General features: G+C 39.6%; 22 protein-coding genes and 1 other annotated feature. Of the genes, 21 read left to right on the plus strand and 1 reads right to left on the minus strand.

Annotated features, from left to right (window positions below; translation table 11 throughout):
* Window positions 1-193: 193 nt before the first annotated feature.
* The 21 genes from BKO01S_RS10545 (at window position 194) to pyrE (ending at window position 21,124) form a co-directional block, all read left to right on the plus strand.
* Window positions 194-466: a YlmC/YmxH family sporulation protein gene (locus BKO01S_RS10545; RefSeq protein WP_066053017.1), complete on the plus strand. Its 273-nt coding sequence runs from the start codon at window positions 194-196 to the stop codon at window positions 464-466.
* Window positions 467-540: 74 nt separating this feature from the next.
* The gene (pgeF, locus tag BKO01S_RS10550) at window positions 541-1,368 is read left to right on the plus strand and encodes a peptidoglycan editing factor PgeF (protein ID WP_066053020.1); all 828 of its coding nucleotides are present in this window, start codon (window positions 541-543) and stop codon (window positions 1,366-1,368) included.
* Entirely contained in the window at window positions 1,368-2,042 is a 675-nt protein-coding gene (locus BKO01S_RS10555; RefSeq protein ID WP_066053477.1) for a YggS family pyridoxal phosphate-dependent enzyme, read from the plus strand. Before pgeF ends, BKO01S_RS10555 begins: the two co-directional genes overlap by 1 nt.
* Before the next feature lie 17 nt (window positions 2,043-2,059).
* Complete coding sequence (locus BKO01S_RS10560; RefSeq protein WP_066053023.1) at window positions 2,060-2,512, plus strand: cell division protein SepF; 453 nt, start codon at window positions 2,060-2,062, stop codon at window positions 2,510-2,512.
* 7 nt (window positions 2,513-2,519) lie between these two features.
* A complete protein-coding gene (locus BKO01S_RS10565) occupies window positions 2,520-2,783 on the plus strand; it encodes a YggT family protein (protein ID WP_066053026.1) in 264 nt (87 codons plus the stop codon).
* A 63-nt stretch (window positions 2,784-2,846) separates the two neighbouring features.
* Window positions 2,847-3,620 (plus strand): YlmH family RNA-binding protein, encoded by a 774-nt coding sequence (locus BKO01S_RS10570; protein ID WP_066053029.1) that lies wholly within the window; start codon window positions 2,847-2,849, stop codon window positions 3,618-3,620.
* A 92-nt stretch (window positions 3,621-3,712) separates the two neighbouring features.
* On the plus strand, window positions 3,713-4,237 hold the full coding sequence (locus BKO01S_RS10575; RefSeq protein ID WP_066053032.1) for a DivIVA domain-containing protein: 525 nt from the start codon (window positions 3,713-3,715) through the stop codon (window positions 4,235-4,237).
* Between the two features lie 46 nt (window positions 4,238-4,283).
* Window positions 4,284-4,521: a binding site (T-box leader), on the plus strand.
* An 88-nt stretch (window positions 4,522-4,609) separates the two neighbouring features.
* Window positions 4,610-7,381, plus strand: coding sequence for an isoleucine--tRNA ligase (gene ileS / locus BKO01S_RS10580; RefSeq protein WP_066053035.1), 2,772 nt, complete (start codon window positions 4,610-4,612; stop codon window positions 7,379-7,381).
* Window positions 7,382-7,556: 175 nt separating this feature from the next.
* Entirely contained in the window at window positions 7,557-7,841 is a 285-nt protein-coding gene (locus BKO01S_RS10585; RefSeq protein ID WP_066053043.1) for a TraR/DksA C4-type zinc finger protein, read from the plus strand.
* Window positions 7,842-7,923: 82 nt separating this feature from the next.
* The gene (lspA, locus tag BKO01S_RS10590; RefSeq protein ID WP_066053046.1) at window positions 7,924-8,412 is read left to right on the plus strand and encodes a signal peptidase II; all 489 of its coding nucleotides are present in this window, start codon (window positions 7,924-7,926) and stop codon (window positions 8,410-8,412) included.
* Window positions 8,387-9,298, plus strand: coding sequence for an RluA family pseudouridine synthase (locus BKO01S_RS10595; RefSeq protein WP_066053050.1), 912 nt, complete (start codon window positions 8,387-8,389; stop codon window positions 9,296-9,298). Before lspA ends, BKO01S_RS10595 begins: the two co-directional genes overlap by 26 nt.
* Window positions 9,299-9,476: 178 nt before the next feature.
* Window positions 9,477-10,019, plus strand: coding sequence for a bifunctional pyr operon transcriptional regulator/uracil phosphoribosyltransferase PyrR (gene pyrR / locus BKO01S_RS10600; protein WP_066053053.1), 543 nt, complete (start codon window positions 9,477-9,479; stop codon window positions 10,017-10,019).
* A 133-nt stretch (window positions 10,020-10,152) separates the two neighbouring features.
* A complete protein-coding gene (locus tag BKO01S_RS10605; protein WP_066053057.1) occupies window positions 10,153-11,454 on the plus strand; it encodes a solute carrier family 23 protein in 1,302 nt (433 codons plus the stop codon).
* Window positions 11,455-11,615: 161 nt separating this feature from the next.
* Complete coding sequence (locus BKO01S_RS10610) at window positions 11,616-12,548, plus strand: aspartate carbamoyltransferase catalytic subunit (RefSeq protein ID WP_066053481.1); 933 nt, start codon at window positions 11,616-11,618, stop codon at window positions 12,546-12,548.
* Window positions 12,511-13,797 carry a dihydroorotase gene (pyrC, locus tag BKO01S_RS10615; protein WP_066053061.1) on the plus strand — a complete coding sequence of 429 codons (1,287 nt, stop codon included), beginning with the start codon at window positions 12,511-12,513 and terminating at the stop codon, window positions 13,795-13,797. The genes BKO01S_RS10610 and pyrC overlap by 38 nt, the downstream gene beginning before the upstream one ends.
* The gene (locus BKO01S_RS10620; protein WP_066053064.1) at window positions 13,794-14,897 is read left to right on the plus strand and encodes a carbamoyl phosphate synthase small subunit; all 1,104 of its coding nucleotides are present in this window, start codon (window positions 13,794-13,796) and stop codon (window positions 14,895-14,897) included. The genes pyrC and BKO01S_RS10620 overlap by 4 nt, the downstream gene beginning before the upstream one ends.
* Window positions 14,876-18,091: a carbamoyl-phosphate synthase large subunit gene (gene carB / locus BKO01S_RS10625; protein WP_066053067.1), complete on the plus strand. Its 3,216-nt coding sequence runs from the start codon at window positions 14,876-14,878 to the stop codon at window positions 18,089-18,091. The genes BKO01S_RS10620 and carB overlap by 22 nt, the downstream gene beginning before the upstream one ends.
* Window positions 18,088-18,867, plus strand: coding sequence for a dihydroorotate dehydrogenase electron transfer subunit (locus BKO01S_RS10630; protein ID WP_066053068.1), 780 nt, complete (start codon window positions 18,088-18,090; stop codon window positions 18,865-18,867). The genes carB and BKO01S_RS10630 overlap by 4 nt, the downstream gene beginning before the upstream one ends.
* The gene (locus tag BKO01S_RS10635; protein WP_066053069.1) at window positions 18,864-19,805 is read left to right on the plus strand and encodes a dihydroorotate dehydrogenase; all 942 of its coding nucleotides are present in this window, start codon (window positions 18,864-18,866) and stop codon (window positions 19,803-19,805) included. Before BKO01S_RS10630 ends, BKO01S_RS10635 begins: the two co-directional genes overlap by 4 nt.
* Entirely contained in the window at window positions 19,777-20,508 is a 732-nt protein-coding gene (gene pyrF / locus BKO01S_RS10640; protein WP_066053072.1) for an orotidine-5'-phosphate decarboxylase, read from the plus strand. The genes BKO01S_RS10635 and pyrF overlap by 29 nt, the downstream gene beginning before the upstream one ends.
* Window positions 20,489-21,124 (plus strand): orotate phosphoribosyltransferase, encoded by a 636-nt coding sequence (pyrE, locus tag BKO01S_RS10645; protein WP_066053075.1) that lies wholly within the window; start codon window positions 20,489-20,491, stop codon window positions 21,122-21,124. Before pyrF ends, pyrE begins: the two co-directional genes overlap by 20 nt.
* Window positions 21,125-21,214: 90 nt before the next feature.
* Here the strand turns inward: pyrE and BKO01S_RS10650 are convergent, their stop codons facing one another.
* Window positions 21,215-22,924 (minus strand): Rqc2 family fibronectin-binding protein, encoded by a 1,710-nt coding sequence (locus tag BKO01S_RS10650; protein ID WP_066053077.1) that lies wholly within the window; start codon window positions 22,922-22,924, stop codon window positions 21,215-21,217.
* Window positions 22,925-23,068 lie beyond the last annotated feature (144 nt).

Below are 23,068 nucleotides of genomic sequence, written 5' to 3' on the forward strand. Positions count from 1 at the left end.
AGCGGAAATCAGCCTTTTTCCCACAATTTCCAACCAAAAAAATGACAAAAGGTAGCGAGAAGAACTTCTCACTACCTTTTGTCGACAATGTGAGACTATCGAATATTCTCGGTAGTTTTTTTGTATAAAACAATCATGATTTCTCCTCCCATTCTCATATAGTTAAGTATCGAATAGTCGGGAGTGATATGTGATGGTCAAAATCTCAGAATTTCAAATTAAGGATGTTGTTAATGTTGCAGATGGCAAAAAGCTTGGGAATATTAGCGATATAGAAATTAATTTATCAAACGGTAAGATTGAGGCTATTATTGTAAGTGGAAATGGTCGGATGTTAGGCTTTTTTGGCAAAGAGGAAGAAATGGTCATTTCATGGAGAAATATTCTTAAAATCGGAGAGGATGTTATTTTAGTTCGCTATCGAGGCTTTAATGAAGGACAATATGATGAGGCAGAGGCCAAGTAAGCCTGAATCACTGGGAGTATAAAGCGAATTATGGTAAACTATAGAAAAATCAACAAACAATTGAGGTTTTAAAAATGGAACCATTTATTTTAAAAGAAACGTCTCATTTCATGATCAAAGATTGGATTGAGCGTTTCGATGGACTCGTTGCAGGATTTACTTCGAAAAACGGAGGACATAGCAAACACTCCTTTTCAACATTAAATACAGGATTTCACGTTGGTGATAGGGAAGAGGATGTTTGCTCCAATCGAGGAAATTTATCCAAAAGTTTTGCTATTCCATTGAATCAATGGGTTGGTGCCGAACAAACGCATAATATCCATGTGAAAAAAGTTTCATTTAGCGACCGTGGACACGGTTCAGATTCATATACTAATGCTATCAAGGATACGGATGCTTTCTTTACTTATGATAAAAATTTACTGTTAACATTATGCTTTGCGGACTGTGTACCCCTCTACTTTATCGCACCCAAATACGGTGCGATTGCGATTGCACATGCAGGATGGAAAGGGACCGTTGGAGGGATTGCCAAAAGTGTGATAAACGTTTTTGAGGACGAAAATATTCCTGTTTCGGAAATTTTTGCTGTTATTGGCCCATCTATTTGCGAAAAATGTTATATTGTAGATGATAAGGTCATGTCTTTTGTGGAAAATTTAGTGGAAGATGTCGAAAAAAAACCATATAATCGAATCAAAGAAAACCAATATCACTTAAACTTAAAAGAGTTAAATAAACAAATACTCCTTAAAACAGGTTTGAAGGAGTCAAATATTCAGGTAACAGGTTTATGTACGAGTTGTGACTCTGATTATTTTTTCTCGCACCGGAGAGACAAAGGGAATACTGGCCGGATGATGAGTTTTATTGGGTGGAAGGAGGAGCAAACGAGTTGATGAAAGTTAGCGACAATCTACGCGTGCTCCAGCAAAAGGTAATCGAAGCATGTCAAAGGAGCAATAGAAATCCTGAGGAAATTAAAATCATTGCTGTAACGAAATACGTAACAACAGAGAGAGCTATAGAGGCAGTAGAATGTGGTGTAATGAATCTAGGCGAAAATCGTGATGAAGGCCTTCTTGAAAAGTGGAGCAAATTAGGGGACAAGCCTATCTGGCATTTTATCGGAACGCTCCAAACTAGAAAGGTAAAAAATATCATAGATAAAGTTGATTATATTCACTCTTTAGATCGTGAGTCGTTAGCAAAGGAGATTAATGCTAGAGCTGGAGAAAAAGCAATTTCCTGCTTCGTTCAGGTAAATGTATCAGGCGAAGAATCAAAGCATGGATTAACACCTGAAATGGTGATCCCCTTTATAAAGGAATTGGAGAAATTTCCAAAAGTTAGAGTGGAAGGGCTTATGACAATGGCTCCTTTTACAGAGGACCAAACCATCATTAGAGAATGCTTCCAAATCTTGAAAAAGCTACAGCTTGAAATTCAACATATTCAATTACCATATGCCCCATGTCAGGAGCTTTCAATGGGGATGTCTAATGATTTTGAAATTGCAATTGAAGAAGGTGCTACGATGATTCGAATTGGCACCGCTTTAGTCGGTGAATAGTATAGGAGGTGTAATTTATGAGTCTTAAATCAAAATTCAAAACATTTTTTTTCCTAGATGATGAATATGAGTATGAAGAAGAGGAGTACGAGGCTCCAGCAGCAAAGTCGCAAAGACAACCTCAACAACAACAACAACAAAGTGTTTCTCCAAAACAGAATGTGGTAAGCTTACAAAGTGTGCAAAAGTCTTCAAAGGTTGTTTTAATTGAACCAAGAGTGTATGCAGAAGCTCAGGAAATTGCTGATCAGTTGAAAAATCGTCGTGCAGTCGTTGTAAACTTGCATCGTATTGAGCGTGACCAAGCGAAGAGGATTGTTGATTTTCTAAGTGGCACGGTGTATGCCATCGGTGGAGATATTCAAAAGATTGGTGCAGAAATTTTCTTATGTACACCTGATAATGTGGAGGTTTCAGGAAATATCTCACAACTTATGCAAGAAACAGAATTCGAAGATACGAGGTGGTAATACGTAAATGGATTTACTTCTAACGATTTTAATTCGAGTGGTTGATATCTACTCTTGGGCATTGATTATTTATATTCTTATGTCATGGTTCCCGAATGCAAGGGAAACAGCTATCGGGCAATTTTTAACTAGAATTTGTGAACCATATTTAGAGCCATTCCGAAGAATTATTCCTCCGATTGGTGGAATGATTGATATCTCTCCGATTGTTGGTATTTTTGTTTTGAAATTAGCATCAACAGGCTTATATACGTTATTTGGTTGGTTTTAGCTAAAAGGGGCATAGATGCCCCTTTTTTCATACCTTAAATATTCGATAGGAGATTAGAACAATATGGATTTGCATCAGCACTTCCGCCGCGAAGAGCATAGTTTTGTTGACCAAGTAATGAGTTGGAAGGATCAAGTGGAGAGTAATTATGCTCCAAAACTAACGGACTTCCTTGACCCGAGAGAGCAGAAAATTGTTGCGATGATTATCGGAGAAAATTCGGAGGTAAAGGTTCAATTCTTCGGTGGATTAGAGAGAGTGGAAAGAAAGAGAGCCTTTATCTATCCAGATTACTATTCTGTTGAGAAAGATGATTTTGCTATTTCCTTATACGAGTTAATTTATCCAAATAAGTTTGTTTCCATTGAACATCGGCAAATTTTAGGGAGCATGATGTCTCTTGGACTAAAAAGAGGGAAGTTTGGAGACATCCTTATTGAAGGGGAAACCATTCAACTATTTGTCGCCAATGAGGTTAGCGATTATATTTCCATGCAGCTTGAGTCGGTCGGACGTTCAAAAGTAAGTTTAAAAGAGCGTAGCCTTGACGAGGCTATTCAAATGAATGAACAATGGAACGAATATACGACAACTGTTTCTTCCTTGAGACTAGATGCTATTGTTGCTGCTGCTCATAATATATCTCGTCAAAAATCTCAAACATTAATTGCTGGTGGAGTAGTGAAAGTCAACTGGATGACCATTGAAAATCCTTCTTTTGAGTGTAAGGAAGAAGATATGTTATCTGTTCGAGGATATGGGAGAGCAAAGCTATCTTCTATTGATGGGAAAACAAAGAAGGATAAATGGCGAATTGTTGTAGAAAAACACCAATAATTTATAAAAAATTTGCAGGAATTTAAAAGTACTTGTCGAATATCTGTTACAATGAATTGTAGATACTATTAAGCAATTGGAGGTGGCTTATAATGCCATTAACACCGTTAGACATACATAACAAGGAATTTACTAAAGGATTCCGTGGTTACGATGAAGATGAGGTAAATGAATTCCTTGACCAAGTAATCAAGGACTACGAATTGATTATTCGAGAAAAGAAAGAACTTGATGAACGATTAAACGATATGAATGAGCGTTTAACTCATTTTTCGAATATTGAAGAAACCTTAAATAAGTCAATTGTTGTAGCTCAAGAAGCGGCAGAAGAGCTAAAGCGTAATGCTCAAAAAGAAGCTAAGTTGATTGTTAGAGAAGCAGAGAAAAATGCAGATCGCATCGTTAATGAATCGCTATCTAAAGCTCGTAAAATTGCTCTAGAAATTGAGGATTTGAAAAAGCAATCAAAAGTGTTTAGAACACGTTTTAAAATGCTAATTGAAGCACAGCTTGATATGTTAAATAATGATGACTGGGATCATCTATTACAATATGAGCTTGATTCAGCAGAATTAAAATCTGCAAATTTAAAAGAAGAAGAAGATTCATTGGCTTGACGAATCGCTGTTCTTTCGAATATAATTTTTTAACAAGTAAAAATTGTATGTTGCGATGATAGGGATAGTAAAATTTATCAATGCTTTTTTCTAGCGAGTTAACAGATGGTGGGAGGTTAACAAAAGCGATAAGTTTGAATATCACCCTTGAGTACCAAGCCGAACGTCCAAGTGGACTACTAAGCTTAGGCGTATAAATTCACGTTACGAATTTTTTGAGCGGATGGGTTTTTACCTATCTACTAGGGTGGTACCGCGGGAATAAAAGCCTTCTCGTCCCTTTTTGGGATGAGAGGGCTTTTTTGTATTTATTTTTACTAATAACTGGTAACAATGAAGCTAGAAGAGGATCATTTAGGAGGAAGTTTAAAAATGGATTACAAAGATACGTTATTGATGCCGCAAACGGAGTTCCCAATGCGTGGGAATTTACCAAAGCGTGAACCAGAAATTCAAGAAAAATGGAATGAACTGAATATTTATTCTCGAGTTCAAGACCGTACGAAGGATCGTCCAATGTTTATCCTTCACGATGGACCTCCATATGCGAACGGCGATATTCATATGGGGCACGCATTAAATAAAATCCTTAAGGACTTTATTGTGCGATATAAGTCAATGAGTGGATTCAATGCTCCTTATGTTCCAGGTTGGGATACACATGGGCTTCCAATCGAGCAAGCTTTGACAAATAAAGGGGTTAAGCGTAAGGAACTAACAGTTGCAGAGTTTCGTAAGCTTTGTGAAGAGTATGCTTTAGGTCAGATTGATTCACAGCGTACTCAGTTTAAGCGTTTAGGTGTTCGTGGAGACTGGGAAAATCCTTATATTACTCTTGATCCGGCCTATGAAGCACAGCAAATCAAGGTTTTTGGGGAAATGGCAAAGAAAGGCTATATCTATAAAGGATTAAAGCCAGTCTACTGGTCGCCTTCAAGTGAATCTGCTCTGGCAGAAGCTGAAATTGAATATCAAGATAAAAGATCTGCATCTATTTATGTAGGGTTCCCTGTTCAAGATGGGAAAGGTGTACTTGATGCAGGTACAGAAATTGTTATCTGGACAACAACACCTTGGACGATTCCTGCAAACCTTGGAATTTCCGTTCATCCAACATTGAACTATGTTGTTGTGAAAGTGGATAATAAAAACTACCTTGTGGCTGAAGAGCTTTTAGAAGCAGTGACAAAAGAAATTGGTTGGGAAGATGTAACAGTAGTTAAGACGGTAAAAGGTCAAGAGCTAGAACATATTTTAGCAAAGCATCCATTATATGACCGCACATCTTTAGTGATGCTAGGTGAACATGTTACAACAGATGCGGGGACTGGTTGTGTCCACACAGCGCCAGGCCATGGTGAAGACGACTTCCATGTAGGTCAAAAATACGGTTTAGACGTTCTTTGCCCCGTTGATGATAAAGGGGTTATGACAAAAGAAGCAGTTGGTTTTGAAGGAATGTTCTATGACACAGCGAATAAGCCAATCACGGAAAAGCTTCAAGAAGTAGGTGCTTTATTAAAACTTACTTTCATTACTCACTCTTATCCACATGACTGGAGAACAAAGAAGCCAGTTATTTTCCGTGCAACCGCTCAATGGTTTGCTTCTATTAAAGATTTCCGTGAAGACTTGTTGGATGCTGTTAAGGAAACGAAGTGGGTTCCAGCATGGGGTGAAACTCGTCTATTCAACATGGTTCGTGACCGTGGAGACTGGTGTATTTCTCGTCAGCGTGTATGGGGTGTTCCGATTCCTGTATTTTATGGCGAAGATGGGGAACCGATTATCACGGATGAAACGATTGAACATGTATCTGGGTTATTCCGTGAGCACGGTTCGAATGTTTGGTTTGAGAGAGAAGCTGGTGAGTTGCTACCAGAAGGCTTTACACATCCATCAAGTCCTAATGGAAAGTTTACTAAAGAGACAGATATTATGGACGTTTGGTTTGATTCTGGTTCATCCCATCAAGCGGTACTTGAAGAGCGAAGCGATTTGCAAAGACCTGCGGATCTTTACCTTGAAGGATCAGACCAATATCGCGGCTGGTTTAACTCATCTTTATCTACGGGGGTAGCCGTTACAGGTAAGGCTCCATATAAGGGAGTACTAAGCCATGGTTTTGCTCTTGATGGAGAAGGAAGAAAGATGAGTAAATCAATTGGGAATGTCGTTGTCCCTGCGAAGGTAATGGATCAGCTTGGTGCAGATATCTTACGCCTTTGGGTAGCATCCGTTGATTATCAATCAGACGTTCGTGTGTCTGACGCGATCCTGAAGCAAGTAGCTGAAGTGTACCGTAAAATTCGTAACACCTTCCGTTTCCTACTCGGAAATTTAGCAGATTTTAATCCTGCAACGGATAAAGTAGAATTTGATAAGCTACGTGAAGTAGATCAATTTATGCTAGTGAAGCTTAACAAATTAATTAAATCCGTGACGAAGTCTTATGAAGAATATGAATTTGCAAGCATTTACCATGCAATCAATAACTTCTGTACGCTTGATTTAAGTGCGTTCTACCTTGACTTTGCAAAGGATGTTCTTTATATTGAGGCAAAGAATCACTACGAGCGCCGTGCCATCCAAACGGTCCTATATGAAAGCTTATTAACACTAACAAAATTATCAGCTCCAATTCTTTCTCATACAGCGGATGAGGTTTGGGCATACATCCCTTCGGTAGAAGGCGAGAGTGTACAGTTAACCGATATGCCTACCTATGTGGATCTTCCAAATGCGAAGCAGCTTGAAGAAAAATGGACGAAATTTATGAAGGTTCGTGATGATGTCTTAAAGGCATTAGAAGAAGCACGTAATGCAAAGATTATTGGAAAGTCATTGACTGCAAAAATTAGCCTGTATGCAACAAAAGAAACAAAGGAACTTTTACAATCTGTACAAGAAAACCTACAGCAATTGTTTATTGTATCAGGTTTTGAATTAGCTGGGGATATCGATTCAGCACCTGGGGAAGCTTTAAAGCTTGAATCAGCTGCTATCGTTGTTTCAAAGGCTGAAGGTGAAACTTGTGAACGTTGCTGGACGGTAACGAAAGAGGTTGGCAAAGTAGAGGAGCATCCAACACTTTGTCCACGTTGTGCGGAAGTAGTAAAAGAAAACTACAGCCATCTAGTATAAATAATGGAAGAACTCTCTGGATTTTCAGAGAGTTCTTTGTGTGTAAAGCGATTATGTATGAGTAAATATTCCACTTTCGTTAATGATTGTTTTCGTTGTTAAATGTTGTTCGTGTCGAATGGTGTAATTGGCGATATACTAACGTAAAACATCTGAAAACGGAGGTATGAACAAAATGGAAGCATTTGAACAAAAGCTCTATTTGGAACTCCGGAAATCGCGTACTGAATTAATGATGCAATTATCAAACTCAAAAGGGTCTCCCTTAGTAAAACCGCTTATTGAGGAAGAACTAAAAGACATTAATAGTGCCATACAAAAAATTGAGAATGGCACATATGGTAGATGCGAAATATCAGGTGAATTGTTACCTTACGAATTATTAGAAATGGTCCCAACTTTAAAAACGGTGGAAGACTGTGGCAAGCTTGATCAATATTTATGTAAACCGCTTTTTTAATAAAAAGCGTTTACTGTCGTTTTTATGAAGAATGTGCTAAAATGCAAAGGGAATATTAAGAGAAGGTTTGGAGGTTTCCTTTGTGTTTTATTACATAATCGCTTTAATTGTCATTACTCTTGATCAATGGACCAAATGGTTAGTTGTGAAAAGAATGGAGCTTGGAGAAAGCATAACCGTTATAGAAAACTGGTTTTATATTACCTCTCACCGTAATAGAGGGGCTGCTTGGGGGATTTTACAAGGACAAATGTGGTTTTTTTATTTAATAACCGTAATTGTCATTATTGGAATTGTTTATTACATTCAAAAAGCAGCAAAAGGTAATCGTCTTCTAGGAGTGGCTCTTGGGTTAATGCTTGGAGGAGCGATTGGTAACTTCTACGACCGAGTAGTCCATAAAGAAGTGGTTGATTTTATTCATACGTATATTTTTACCTATAATTTCCCTATCTTTAATATTGCTGATTCAGCCTTGGTTATTGGAGTAGGTTTATTAATGATACAAATGTGGCAAGAAGAGCGACAATCTAAGGAGATAGCAAATGGAAAAAGTAATACAAACAATTAATGAAGAGCATAAAGGTGAAAGGCTAGATAAAGTCCTTTCGATTGTAAACGAAGAATGGTCGAGGTCTCAGGTGCAACTCTGGATGCAAGATGGAAACGTTGTTGTGAACGGGCAAAAAGTAAAGAGTAGCTACAAATGTTCGGTTGGGGATGTAATAGAAATTAATATTCCTGATCCAGAAGAACTTGATGTGGTTCCCGAGCCAATGGATCTTGAGATCTTTTATGAGGACAGTGACGTGTTAGTTGTGAACAAGCCAAAAGGAATGGTCGTTCACCCAGCACCTGGCCATGCAACAGGAACACTTGTTAATGGATTGATGGCTCACTGTAATGATTTATCGGGCATAAATGGAGTACTTAGACCAGGGATTGTTCACCGAATTGATAAGGATACTTCTGGATTATTGATGGTAGCGAAAAATGACTTAGCACATGAAAGCCTTGTAAACCAACTCGTTGCAAAGACAGTTACTCGTAAATATCGTGCAATCGTTCATGGGATCATCCCTCATGATTATGGAACAATTGATGCACCACTTGCAAGGGACCCTAAGGATCGACAAAGCATGACTGTAGTGGATAATGGGAAGCATGCTGTAACACATTTTCAGGTACTCGAGCGTTTTAAAGATTTTACACTCGTGGAATGTCAATTAGAGACAGGACGTACTCATCAAATCAGAGTGCATATGAAGTACATTGGTTTCCCGTTAGCTGGGGATCCAAAATATGGACCAAGAAAGACACTAGATATCGGAGGACAAGCTCTTCATGCGGGTGTGTTAGGTTTTAATCATCCACGTACCAATGAATACCTGGAATTTGAAGCCCCATTACCAGAGTACTTTGTAGAGCTTCTGGAGTCTTTAAGAAATAATCGTTGACAAAGTTCTACATGTGATTTATGATTTCTATAGTTGAATAAGTCCTTTAAAGACGGTCCTGTGAGGCTGAGAAGGAGACGGAGCTTGTATGGCATAAGTGTGCCTACAAATGTAATTCGTGTACCCTCTAACCCACAGGCTAGAGGGTTTTTTTATGGATAAATGAGGAGGGAAGACCTTGTCACAAAAAGCAGTCGTACTTGACGAACAAGCCATTAGAAGAGCATTGACAAGGGTTGCTCACGAAATTATTGAAAAAAATAAAGGTGTAGAGCGAATCGTTTTAATTGGAATTCGAACAAGGGGAATATTTATCGCTGAGCGTCTTGCTGCAAGGATTAAAGAAATAGAAGGCACAGAGGTACCAGTTGGAGAATTAGATATCACTTTGTATCGGGATGATTTAACGAAGAAAACTAATGATCAAGAGCCTTTAGTAAAGGGATCAGATATCCCGCATGACATTACCAATAAAATTGTGATACTAGTCGACGATGTATTGTATACAGGCAGAACCGTACGTGCTGGTTTAGATGCACTAGTTGATATCGGTAGACCTGCTTCTGTACAGTTAGCTGTACTAGTAGATAGAGGACATAGAGAATTACCGATTCGAGCAGATTATGTTGGGAAAAACATCCCAACCTCTAGTTCGGAAATGATAGTTGTTCAGTTAACAGAAGTTGACAAACATGATGCAGTAAGTATACACGAAAAATAAATAGTAACCTTTTAAAAAAGCACAGAGAGGCTTACAAGGGGAAATGGTAACTAAGGGGAGGAAACTACCTGACGTTGCCACCAGGCCCTCTTGTGCAAAGAGGGTTTTTATTTTAACCAGAGGAGAGACCAACATGAATAACAAACCAATCCTAGACGTACACGAAAAACCAAAACTAGTCCATTGGCTCACACTTAGCCTCCAGCACTTATTCGCTATGTTTGGAGCTACCATATTAGTACCTTTCCTAGTTGGACTTGATCCAGCGATTGCGCTTATCTCAAGTGGTTTAGGAACAATCGCATTTCTCATGATAACAAAATGGCAAGTGCCAGCTTACCTTGGCTCATCTTTCGCCTTTATCACACCGATTATTGCAGCAAAAGCAGCAGGTGGTCCAGCAGGAGCAATGATCGGAAGCTTTATTGCTGGTCTAGTATACGGAATTGTTGCGCTAATCATTAAAAAAGCCGGATACCGCTGGATTATGAATCTTCTACCACCAATCGTAGTTGGCCCAATTATTATCGTAATCGGTTTGGCTCTAGCAGGAACAGCAGTTAGTATGGCGATGAATAACCCAGCTGGAGAATATAGCTTGCTGCATTTCTCAGCAGCACTTGTTACACTAGTCGCTACCATCATCTTCTCCATCTACGGAAAAGGTACATTAAGTATGATACCTATTCTTGCTGGGATTGTTATCGGGTATGTGTACTCATTACTAGTAGGAATCGTAGATTTTGCACCAGTAGCAGCAGCAAAATGGTTCGAAATGCCAAACTTCTTTGTACCATTCGTTGATTATGAAGTGAAAGTAACACTTGATTTAGTGTTATTAATGGCTCCAGTAGCAATCGTAACATTATCAGAACATATTGGTCATCAGCTTGTATTAGGGAAAGTTGTTGGTCGCGATTATATTAAGAACCCAGGTTTACACCGCTCCATCCTAGGAGATGGGACAGCAACAATGATTTCTGCCCTAATTGGTGGACCTCCGAAAACAACATATGGGGAAAACATCGGAGTACTAGCCATAACACGAGTATACAGCGTATATGTACTTCTTGGAGCAGCAGTGATTGCAACAGTTTTTGGATTTATCGGTAAAGTAACAGCATTAATTAGTTCCATCCCAACACCAGTAATGGGTGGAGTATCGATCCTCCTATTTGGGATTATTGCATCATCAGGCTTACGAATGCTTGTAGATAGCAAAATTGACTTTGGAGACAAGCGAAACCTAGTCATTTCATCTGTAATCTTGGTTGTAGGTATTGGCGGAGCAGTTATTAAGGTATCAGAAGGCTTTGAAATTCATGGAATGGCATTAGCAGCAATTTTAGGGATTTTGATCAACCTAATCCTTCCTGGTAGACCTGATATTGCAGAAGATATGTTTGATAGTGAAAAGGAAAATGAAGTAGCGTAGTTACACCTTTTAAAGAAAGTCCAGAGAGGCTTGAAAGGGTGCGTAGGAGAAGTGGGGATACCTAAGTCAGGTATGTTCTGCTTCTGCCTATCCGCATAGCACCCTGACAAAAAAGTCATGGGTGCTATTTTTTTACATAAACCACAAAAAGGAGTGTTTTGATCATGAATCTGCTTACCACATCAGAGCTTTCAGTTACCGAGATTTACGACATCCTTGCAGAAGCAAAAAAATTTTCTGAGGGTGCTGCATGGCAGCCTAATCACTCTTCCTTTGTTGCAAACCTATTCTTTGAACCAAGTACAAGAACAAAGTGCAGCTTTGAAATCGCTGAAAGAAGGCTTGGATTAGATATCATCCCATTTGAAACGCATGCTTCTAGTGTCACAAAAGGTGAGACACTTTATGATACCGTGCGAACATTAGAATCCATTGGCGTACAGGCGGTTGTCATTCGCCATACAGAAGACGAATATTTTAAACAACTAGTTGGAAAAACAAATGTCAAAATCATTAACGCTGGTGATGGATGCGGTCATCATCCAACCCAATCGTTACTCGACTTACTAACGATTTACGAAGAATACGGCCATTTTCAAGGTCTAAAGGTAGGAATTGTTGGAGACCTTATCCACAGCCGTGTGGCAAGGTCAAATGCAATTGCCCTTCATAGATTAGGAGCAGAGATCGTTTTCTCAGGACCAAAAGAGTGGATTGACCAAGAACTCTTACAATACGGAAGTTATGAAGATATTGAGACTTTAACAGAAACCGTTGATGTGCTCATGCTCCTTCGGATCCAACATGAAAGACATGAAGTTGGTGGAGAAAAGGTTGATTATCACCAAGCTTTTGGTTTAACAGTAGAAAGAGAGAAACGGATGAAGCAAGGAAGTATCATTATGCATCCTGCACCTGTAAATAGAGATGTAGAAATTGCTGATAGCTTAGTAGAGTGTGAGCGTTCAAGAATCTTCAAGCAAATGGAAAATGGAGTATACGTTCGTATGGCGGTATTAAAAAGAGCATTACAACAATCTGAAGGGGGAAAATTCAATGACAATTCTCATCAAAAATGGTCAATGGCTTACTGATAAAGGACAAAAAGAGGCAGTCGATATTTTAATAAAAGACGAAAAGATTGCAGAAATTGGTCCGAATCTTCAAGCGGAGGATGCAGAGATCATTGATGCGACAGGGTTGCTAGTATCTCCTGGATTTGTTGACTTGCATGTTCATTTACGCGAGCCAGGAGGAGAGAAGAAGGAAACGATTGCTACTGGTACACTAGCGGCTGCTCGTGGAGGTTTTACAACGGTAGCGGCAATGCCAAATACTAGACCGGTTCCAGATTCAGTTGAAACACTCCAAAACTTAAATAAACGAATTGCAGAAACGGGTGCTGTTCGAGTACTTCCATACGCGTCAATAACGATCCGAGAGCTAGGAAAAGAACTTACTGATTTTGCAGCCTTAAAAGAAGAAGGAGCATTCGCCTTTACAGATGATGGAGTTGGCGTCCAATCAGCAGATATGATGCTTCAAGCCATGAAGCTTGCTTCAAGTGTAAATATGCCAATTGTTGCACACTGTGAAGAAAACACATTAATTCACAAAGGCTCTGTGCATGAAGGTGAATTCTCAAAAAAACATAACCTGAATGGGATTCCAGCTGTATGTGAATCTGTTCATATAGCAAGAGACGTACTATTAGCAGAAGCGGCAAACTGTCATTACCATGTGTGCCATATAAGTACGAAGGAATCGGTTCGTGTCGTTCGTGATGCCAAGCGTGCAGGCATTCGAGTAACTGCGGAAGTAACGCCGCACCACCTTCTATTATGTGACGAGGATATCCCAGGATTGGATACAAACTATAAAATGAATCCGCCACTAAGAGGAAGAGCAGATCGTGATGCATTGATTGAAGGTCTGCTAGATGGAACGATTGATTTTATCGCCACAGACCATGCACCGCATACCGCAGAAGAAAAAGCTGAGGGAATGGATTTAGCACCGTTTGGAATTGTTGGTCTAGAGACAGCCTTTCCACTTCTATATACGAATTTAGTTGAAAAAGGAATTCTAACAGAAAAGCAGTTGGTAGATTTCTTAACAGTTAAGCCGGCTCAGAGTTTCAATTTACCATATGGAAAACTTGAAGTTGGAGCAGTTGCTGATCTAGCGCTAGTAGATCTTACGAATAAAGAAAGTATTGATCCAAACACATTCTTATCTAAAGGTAGAAACACTCCATTTGGTGGATGGGAGTGTAAAGGGTGGCCAGTAGTAACAATCGCAGCTGGGAAAATCGCATGGAAAAGGGGCTATGTAACAGTATGAAAAGGCAACTAATTCTTGAAAATGGAACAGTTTTTATCGGAAAGGCTTTTGGAAGTGATACAGAAAAAATGGGTGAAGTCGTATTTAACACAGGGATGACTGGTTATCAGGAAATCCTTTCTGACCCATCATACTGTGGCCAGATTGTTACTTTTACGTATCCACTAGTTGGTAACTACGGTATTAATCGTGATGACTTTGAATCAATTTCTCCATCTGTCCATGGGATGGTTGTTAAAGAAGCGGCAGAGTTTGCATCAAACTGGAGAAATGAAAAAACATTAGATGAATTATTAAAAGAAAAAAATATTCCTGGTATTTCAGGTGTGGATACAAGAAAGCTAACAAGAATTATTAGACAATACGGAGCATTAAAGGGAGCCATCTGTTCAATCGATACAAGTGTCGAAGAAGTGCTTGAAGCGTTAAAAACACCGTTCCGGAACGATCAAGTACAGCAGGTTTCCACAAAATCTGCTTATGCAAGCCCAGGAAGAGGACGAAGAATCGTTCTAGTAGACTTTGGAATGAAGCACGGAATTTTACGAGAATTAAATAAGCGTGATTGTGACGTGGTTGTTGTACCTTATAACACAACAGCTGAAGAAATTAAACGTTTAAACCCAGACGGCGTTATGCTATCGAACGGACCTGGGGATCCAAAGGATGTTCCAGAAGCCATTGAAATGATTAAAGAAATCATTGGACATGTTCCTCTCTTTGGAATTTGCTTAGGTCATCAATTATTTGCCTTAGCATGCGGAGCGAATACCGTAAAATTAAAGTTTGGTCACAGAGGATCAAACCATCCGGTGAAGGATTTAGCAACTGGTAAAGTAGCTCTAACTTCACAGAACCACGGTTACACAGTTGAAGAGGAATCGCTTCAAGGTACTCCGTTAGTAGTGACACATATTGCCTTAAATGACGGCACAGTCGAAGGGGTAAAGCATAAAGAAGCAAAAGCATTTACAGTCCAGTATCACCCGGAAGCTTCACCAGGACCTGAGGATGCAAATTATTTATTCGAACAGTTTTTACAGTTGATTGAGACAGAAGAAGAGGAAGGTGCAATCGAATGCCAAAGCGTACAGATATAAAAAGTATACTAGTTATCGGATCAGGTCCTATCGTCATTGGTCAAGCAGCAGAATTTGATTATGCAGGTGCTCAAGCATGTATCGCATTAAAAGAAGAAGGGTACCGTGTCATCCTAGTAAACTCAAACCCAGCAACAATCATGACAGATACAACGATGGCAGATGCTGTGTATATTGAACCGCTAACTCTGGAGTTCGTTAGCACAATCATCCGAAAAGAACGTCCAGATGCACTTGTCCCAACACTTGGAGGGCAAACAGGTTTAAACCTAGCAGTAGAGCTAGCTAACTCTGGAGTTCTTGAAGAATGTAATGTAGAAATTTTAGGCACTAAGCTTTCTGCTATTGAGCAAGCGGAAGATCGAGATTTATTCCGTACATTAATGAATGACTTAGGCGAGCCAGTACCTGAAAGTGAAATTATTCATAATCTCGAAGAAGCATATGACTTCGTAGCAAAAATTGGATATCCAGTCATCGTTCGTCCCGCATTTACACTCGGGGGAACGGGGGGCGGTATATGCCATGACGAAGAGGAATTGGTTGAAACTGTTACAAGTGGTTTAAAGAATAGCCCAGTAACACAATGTCTATTAGAGAAAAGCATTGCCGGATTTAAAGAGATTGAATACGAAGTAATGAGAGACGCTAACGACAATGCAATCGTTGTATGTAATATGGAAAATATTGATCCAGTAGGTGTTCATACAGGTGATTCGATCGTTGTTGCGCCAAGCCAAACGCTAAGTGATCGTGAGTATCAAATGCTTAGAAACACATCATTAAAAATTATCCGTGCCCTAGGAATTGAGGGTGGCTGTAACGTCCAGCTAGCTTTAGATCCTGACAGTTATGATTATTACATCATTGAAGTAAATCCACGTGTAAGTAGATCATCTGCTTTAGCATCAAAAGCAACAGGATATCCGATCGCGAAGCTTGCTGCAAAAATTGCAGTTGGGTTGACTCTTGATGAAATGATGAACCCTGTAACAGGAAAAACATATGCAAGCTTCGAGCCTGCACTTGATTATATTGTTTCGAAAATCCCAAGATGGCCGTTTGACAAGTTTGAAAGTGCTAACCGTACACTAGGTACACAAATGAAGGCGACCGGTGAGGTAATGGCGATTGGTCGTACTTTTGAAGAATCTTTATTAAAAGCAATTCGTTCGCTAGAAGCAAATGTGTTCCACTTTTCTCTAAATGATGCTGATGACATCTCTGATGAGTTGCTTGAAAAACGAATTCGCAAAGCTGGAGATGAGCGTCTGTTCTATATCGGAGAAGCGTTAAGACGTGGCGTTACGATTGATACGATCCATGCATGGAGTAAAATTGACCTATTCTTCCTTGCCAAGTTTGCTAAGATCGTCGAGTTCGAAGTAAAATTACAAGCTCTTCCGTTTAACGAGGAGATTACAAGAGAAGCAAAGGAACTAGGCTTTGCTGATAGCACTCTTGCTAAGCTTTGGGCGTCCAATGAGCGTGAAATTTACGATTGGAGAGTAGAAAAGGGCATCGTTCCAGTATACAAAATGGTGGATACTTGCGCAGCTGAATTCGAGTCTGAAACTCCTTATTACTACGGAACGTACGAGGATGAAAATGAATCGATTGTTACTGACCGGGAAAGTGTGATTGTGCTTGGATCTGGTCCAATCAGAATTGGTCAAGGGATTGAATTTGACTACTCAACAGTTCATGCTGTATGGGCGATTCAAGAGGCTGGATATGAAGCAATCATCATTAACAATAACCCAGAGACAGTTTCAACTGATTTTAGTATCTCAGATAAGCTTTATTTTGAGCCACTAACGATAGAAGATGTTATGCACGTAATTGACTTAGAAAAGCCAGTTGGAGTGGTTGTCCAGTTCGGAGGACAAACAGCTATTAACCTAGCCTCTAAGTTAGTAGAAAGAGGAGTAAAGATCCTTGGAACGAGCTTAGATGACCTTGATCGAGCTGAAAATCGTGATCGATTTGAAACAGCATTGCAGGAGCTAGGAATTCCTCAGCCGTTAGGTAAAACTGCAAGAACAGCAGCTGAAGCAGCAGTGATTGCTAATTCAATCGGATATCCGGTATTGGTTCGTCCATCATATGTACTTGGTGGTAGAGCGATGCAAATCGTTTATCAAGAAGCTGAGTTACTACAATACATGAAAGAAGCAGTAAAGATTAATCCTGAGCATCCGATATTAATTGACCGCTATCTAACAGGAAAAGAAATAGAAGTAGATGCAATCTGCGATGGGGAAACAGTAATTATTCCTGGAATTATGGAACATATTGAGAGAGCTGGAGTTCACTCTGGTGACTCAATCGCTGTGTACCCACCACAAAGCATATCACAAGCAGTAAAAGACAAACTTGTTGATTATACAATTCGTTTGGCTAAAGGCTTAGGAATCATTGGACTTTTCAATATTCAGTACGTGGTTTCAAAAGAAGACGTGTATGTATTGGAAGTAAACCCTCGTTCAAGTCGTACGGTGCCGTTTTTAAGTAAGATTACAAACGTACCAATGGCAAATCTTGCAACAAAGGCTATCCTAGGATTATCGCTTAAGGAACAAGGATATGAGACGGGACTTGTTGAAGAAAAGAAGGGAGTATACGTTAAAGTACCAGTATTCTCTTTTGCCAAGCTAAGACGAGTGGATATCACATTAGGACCTGAAATGAAGTCTACTGGTGAAGTAATGGGGAAAGATCAAACGCTTGAAAAAGCACTTTACAAAGGCTTAGTTGCTTCAGGAATGAAAATTCAAGGATTTGGTTCGGTTCTTATGACAATTGCTGACAAAGATAAGCAAGAAGCATTAGGAATCGCAAAGCGTTTCTTCTCAATCGGGTTCCAAGTAATGGCGACGGAAGGAACAGCTAAGTTTTTCCAAGAACAAGGAATTCCTGTAAAGATTGTAGAGAAAATCGATGGAGGTCATCCTGATATTGTGGATGTGATCCGTAACGGTCAAGCACAGTTTGTGATTAACACATTAACAAAAGGAAAGCAGCCAGCACGTGATGGTTTTAGAATTCGTAGAGAATCAGTTGAAAACGGTGTTCCTTGCTTAACTTCATTAGATACGGCAGAGGCCATTTTACGAGTAATTGAATCAATGAATTTTTCAGCTGAGGCGATGGAGAAAAGTCCTTCAAACAGCAAGGAGGCAGTACTACTATGATTCGTAATGAGGAATGCATCGTTCTTTCCAATCAAGAAATAGCTCACAATATTTTTGAGCTCACCCTTAAGGGTGAGCTCGTCCAACAGATGAATGAACCAGGTCAATTTGTACATCTAAAAGTCAGCGGTAGTGTAGATCCACTTCTACGAAGACCCATTAGTATTGCAAAAATCGACCAAGAAAATAACATGTTTACGATGATTTTTCGTGCAGAAGGAAATGGTACAAAGCTTCTAGCTCAGAAAAAAGTCGGAGATGTTGTAGACGTTCTAGGGCCATTAGGGAATGGATTTCCTGTAGAGGAAGCAAAGGCTGGGTCGACCGCCCTTTTAGTAGGAGGAGGAATTGGTGTACCTCCGCTGTACGAACTATCTCTAAGGCTAAAGGAAAGAAACGTGAATGTCATTCATGTGTTAGGCTTTGCAACAAAGGATGCTGTATTTTACGAGGAGAAATTTTCTGAATTAGGTGAGACGTACGTGGTAACGGTTGACGGATCTCATGGAGAAAAAGGGTTTGTAACAGATGTAATCTCCGCTCAAAATCTTTCGTTTGATACATTGTATACATGTGGTCCTACCCCGATGCTACGAGCATTAGAGGCCACTTATCCTGAGAAAAATGTCTATCTTTCTCTTGAAGAGCGAATGGGATGTGGAATTGGAGCTTGCTTTGCATGCGTATGTAGAACACAGGACGATCCTACAGGATATACCTATAAAAAGGTTTGTACCGATGGGCCAGTGTTTAAAGGAGGGGAGGTTCTTATATGAGTCAACTAGCGGTGAACCTACCTGGTTTACAATTAAAAAACCCAATTATGCCAGCATCAGGATGCTTTGGGTTTGGTAGAGAGTATAGCCAGTTTTATGATTTAAGTACATTGGGCTCGATTATGATTAAAGCAACAACAGTAGAACCTCGTTTTGGAAACCCGACTCCAAGGGTAGCAGAGACAACTGCTGGGATGTTAAATGCAATTGGTTTGCAAAACCCTGGCCTAAAGAAAGTGATTAATGAAGAATTGGCGTGGCTAGACCAATTTGATGTACCAATCATAGCAAATGTTGCCGGTTCTCTTGAAGAAGACTATATTGAGGTGGCACGTGAAATTTCAAAGGTAAGTAATGTTCATGCTCTTGAACTAAATATTTCTTGTCCGAATGTAAAAACAGGAGGTATTGCTTTTGGAACGATTCCTGAAGTGGCAAAGGAACTAACAAAAAAGGTAAAAGAAGTGTCAAGTGTTCCTGTTTATGTCAAGCTTTCACCCAATGTATCAAATATTGTTGAGATGGCAAAAGCAGTTGAGGCTGGCGGTGCCGACGGGTTAACAATGATTAATACTCTTATTGGCATGAGGCTTGATTTGAAGACAGGTAAGCCTGTACTTGCGAATAATACAGGAGGACTCTCAGGTCCTGCAATTAAACCAGTTGCGATTCGAATGATTTATGAAGTAAGTCAGCACGTAAATATTCCTATTATTGGGATGGGTGGCGTTCAATCGGCAGAAGATGTGATTGAATTTTTTTATGCAGGAGCGAGTGCAGTAGCCGTTGGTACAGCTAATTTTGTGGATCCGCTCGTATGTCCGAAAATCATTGAAGAACTTCCAGCATTGTTGGATGAGCTTGGGTTTGATCATATTTCAGAATGTACGGGAAGGAGCTGGAAAAAGAATGAAAAACTCGCTTATCATCGCGCTTGATTTTCCAGATAAAAGTGATGTGTACACCTTTATAAAGAAATTCAATAATGAGCAACTATTCGTAAAAGTGGGGATGGAGCTCTTTTATAAAGAAGGACCAGCTATGGTTAGAGAATTAAAGGAAATGGGTCATGATATTTTCTTAGATTTAAAGTTACACGATATTCCAAATACAGTTGGTCGTGCAATGAGAAACCTAGCTGGCTTAGGCTGCGATTTAGTGAATGTTCATGCAGCAGGCGGGAAAGAAATGATGACGGCAGCTCTAGAAGGACTTGATGCTGGAACGGTCTCTGGTGCGAAAAGACCTAGCGTCATCGCAGTAACTCAACTGACAAGTACTTCAGAGGAACAAATGAAAGGTGAGCAACTAATTTCAGTAAGCCTTGAACAATCGGTTCTTCATTATGCAAAGGTCACAAAGGAAGCGGGACTTGATGGTGTAGTTTGCTCCTCAAATGAAGTGAAGCTCATTCGTGAACAATTAGGTGAAACCTTCTTAACGGTAACACCAGGTATTCGCATGAGTTCAGAATCAGTTGGTGATCAAAAGAGAGTAGCCACTCCTGAGTTTGCTAGGAATGCAGGGGTATCAATGATTGTTGTGGGCCGTTCGATTACGAGGGCAGAAGATCCGGTGAAGGCTTATCAGTTATACAAAAATGCGTGGGAGGGAAAAGTTTATGAAACAAAAAATAGCTAGTACACTTTTAGAAATCGGAGCAGTATCGTTACAACCGAATCATCCATTCACTTGGACATCAGGAATCAAATCCCCCATTTATTGTGACAATCGGTTAACATTATCTTTCCCTGAAGCAAGAAGAGAGATTGCGGCTGGACTAAAGGAGCTTATCCTTACAAACTACCCTGATGCGGAAATGATAGCTGGAACGGCAACGGCTGGAATTCCTCATGCAGCATGGGTGAGTGAGCTACTTGATTTACCTATGAGTTATGTTCGTTCATCAGCTAAGGGTCACGGAAAGGGAAATCAAATAGAAGGTCGTGTCGTTGCAGGGCAAAAAGTAGTCGTAGTAGAAGATTTAATCTCAACAGGTGGAAGTGTAATTACCGCAGTTGAAGCTTTAAGAGAAGCAGGATGTGAAGTACTAGGGGTAGTATCTATCTTTACGTATGAGCTAGAAAAAGGGAAAAAGCTATTAGAAAATGCAAATATTAAGACCGTTTCACTAACTGATTTTTCTACATTAGTAGATGTCGCATTAAAAGCGGGATCCATCGAAGAAGATGCAGTAGCTAGCCTGCGTAGCTGGAGCCAGGACCCAACAGCGTGGAAGCCGGTTGTAAAGGCATAAAAGAAAAGTAAAAAAAAGAGTGTCCACCCCAGATGGACAAAACAAGCGAATCTGTCCATTTGGGGTGTCTGACACCCTTTTTTATTTTTCTTATTTTTTTAAGTTGATGATGAGGTTTTCATCCGGTGTAACGTATACAGTTTGTTGATTGTCATAAATGACGAAGCCAGGTTTTGCTCCATTTGGTTTCTTAACATGTCTGACTTGTGTGAAGTCAACGGGAACGGAGCTTGAGCTTCGTGCTTTACTAAAGTAGGAAGCGATATTAGCTGCTTCTAGAATAGTAGCCTCACTTGGGTTTTTGCTTCGGATAACTACATGCGATCCGGGAATGTCCTTTGTGTGAAGCCAAATATCATCACGACTCGCTACTTTGTTTGTTAAATAATCATTTTGCTTATTGTTTTTTCCAACAAGGATGTCTGTTCCATCGGAAGATACATACTGATCAAGTACGGGCTTTAAGACTACTTGTTTTTTTGATTTGTTTTTTTGTCTGTCACGAATGTATCCTTCCTCAATTAACTCTTGGCGAATTTCCTCAATATCTTTAATGGAAGCAGTCTCCATTTGCTGAATTAATGTCTCAAAATACAACACTTCCTCGTTCGCTTTTTCAATTTGCTCCTGAACGATTTTACGTGCTGTTTTTGCTTTTTGATACTTCGTAAAATATCGTTGCGCATTGTCTGATGGTGATTTTTGAGGATCAAGAGAAATGGTAATCATTTCAGCATTCTCATCGTAGTAATTGATAACTTCGACGGACGTCATTCCTTTTTCAACCGCATAAAGATTGGCGGTTAATAACTCCCCGAACAATTGATATTCCTCTGCATTTTGGGCATCTACCAACGTTTTTTGTAGCTTATCGATTTTCTTCTTGTTTTTATCCCGCTCATTAATAATCAACCGTTCCAAATCATTTCCTTGCTGTTTTACACGGTCTCTTTCCGCTTTGCCAAAATAAAAACGGTCGAGCATTTGGCTGATAGTAGAGAAGGATTGATAATCACCAGAATTGTGGGTGATAGGGAAAAGGTAAAATATTTCTTTCCCTAGGGCATTCATAATGGATGGCTCATATTGATGAGTACGAATTTTTTCCATCCGACTGATAAAAGCTTTTGGCAATGTATGTCGATTTGAAATTCCTGCCTCCTGAACGATTTCTCTAGCTAAAAGTGGAGATAAACCAGAAAATTGCTCAACTAGCTGCTTATCCATTTTACCAGCATTAAAATCAATTCGTTTTAGGACATCCTCTTCTGTTGCCTCTAGAGGGTTGTACTTGTTTTGAGCAGGAGGAAGCTTGTATTCTTGACCGGGCAAAATCGCACGATGACTGTTAAGAGCATAGGAAACGTGCTTGATGCTATCTAAAATCATGTTTCGTGTCTTATCTATTAATATAATATTGCTATGACGGCCCATGATTTCAATAACGAGTTGTTTACTCGACAGATCACCGAGCTCGTTTCTCCCTTTAACATCTAAGACAATCATTCTTTCAAGTCCAACTTGTTGAATATCTTCTAATATATATCCTTCCAAATGTTTTCTTAATAGCATACAAAACATGGGTGGTTCACTTGGATTTTCGTATGGTTCTGTGGTTAGCTGTGCTCTAGCATAACTAGGGTGGACAGAAAGCAAAAGCTTATGATTCTTTCCACCCGCGCGGATTACAAGCACAATTTCATTTTTAAATGGTTGGTGAATTTTATTAATACGCCCACCACGTAAAGCTTCAGAAAGCTCCTTAGAGATAGCGCGCGTAAACAGTCCGTCAAATGACATAAGAGAACATCCTTTTCTATAAATTACATTCTAAAAAGCGTCGCTTCCACTTTTGTAATAATTATATCATTTTTTGGGACGAGGCTGAATAAGCTTAGTTTAGAGTGAGTTGGGACAACTCTGTAGACGTGTGGCAGTTTTTCG

Origin of the sequence: Robertmurraya korlensis NBRC 107688, assembly GCF_001591645.1 — a bacterium.
In the GTDB taxonomy this organism is placed as follows: Bacteria; Bacillota; Bacilli; order Bacillales; family Cytobacillaceae; genus Robertmurraya_A.

Bases quoted from the DNA above. Each gene is read 5' to 3' on its own strand.
- BKO01S_RS10630 (WP_066053068.1), top strand. From the start codon at position 18,088: ATGATTCGTAATGAGGAATGCATCGTTCTTTCCAATCAAGAAATAGCT.
- BKO01S_RS10560 (WP_066053023.1), top strand. From the start codon at position 2,060: ATGAGTCTTAAATCAAAATTCAAAACATTTTTTTTCCTAGATGATGAA.
- pyrC (WP_066053061.1), top strand. From the start codon at position 12,511: ATGACAATTCTCATCAAAAATGGTCAATGGCTTACTGATAAAGGACAA.
- BKO01S_RS10605 (WP_066053057.1), top strand. From the start codon at position 10,153: ATGAATAACAAACCAATCCTAGACGTACACGAAAAACCAAAACTAGTC.
- BKO01S_RS10595 (WP_066053050.1), top strand. From the start codon at position 8,387: ATGGAAAAAGTAATACAAACAATTAATGAAGAGCATAAAGGTGAAAGG.
- BKO01S_RS10570 (WP_066053029.1), top strand. From the start codon at position 2,847: ATGGATTTGCATCAGCACTTCCGCCGCGAAGAGCATAGTTTTGTTGAC.
- pgeF (WP_066053020.1), top strand. From the start codon at position 541: ATGGAACCATTTATTTTAAAAGAAACGTCTCATTTCATGATCAAAGAT.
- pyrE (WP_066053075.1), top strand. From the start codon at position 20,489: ATGAAACAAAAAATAGCTAGTACACTTTTAGAAATCGGAGCAGTATCG.
- BKO01S_RS10565 (WP_066053026.1), top strand. From the start codon at position 2,520: ATGGATTTACTTCTAACGATTTTAATTCGAGTGGTTGATATCTACTCT.
- pyrF (WP_066053072.1), top strand. From the start codon at position 19,777: ATGAAAAACTCGCTTATCATCGCGCTTGATTTTCCAGATAAAAGTGAT.
- BKO01S_RS10585 (WP_066053043.1), top strand. From the start codon at position 7,557: ATGGAAGCATTTGAACAAAAGCTCTATTTGGAACTCCGGAAATCGCGT.
- ileS (WP_066053035.1), top strand. From the start codon at position 4,610: ATGGATTACAAAGATACGTTATTGATGCCGCAAACGGAGTTCCCAATG.
- carB (WP_066053067.1), top strand. From the start codon at position 14,876: ATGCCAAAGCGTACAGATATAAAAAGTATACTAGTTATCGGATCAGGT.
- BKO01S_RS10620 (WP_066053064.1), top strand. From the start codon at position 13,794: ATGAAAAGGCAACTAATTCTTGAAAATGGAACAGTTTTTATCGGAAAG.
- BKO01S_RS10545 (WP_066053017.1), top strand. From the start codon at position 194: ATGGTCAAAATCTCAGAATTTCAAATTAAGGATGTTGTTAATGTTGCA.
- BKO01S_RS10635 (WP_066053069.1), top strand. From the start codon at position 18,864: ATGAGTCAACTAGCGGTGAACCTACCTGGTTTACAATTAAAAAACCCA.
- BKO01S_RS10575 (WP_066053032.1), top strand. From the start codon at position 3,713: ATGCCATTAACACCGTTAGACATACATAACAAGGAATTTACTAAAGGA.
- BKO01S_RS10555 (WP_066053477.1), top strand. From the start codon at position 1,368: ATGAAAGTTAGCGACAATCTACGCGTGCTCCAGCAAAAGGTAATCGAA.
- BKO01S_RS10650 (WP_066053077.1), bottom strand. From the start codon at position 22,924: ATGTCATTTGACGGACTGTTTACGCGCGCTATCTCTAAGGAGCTTTCT.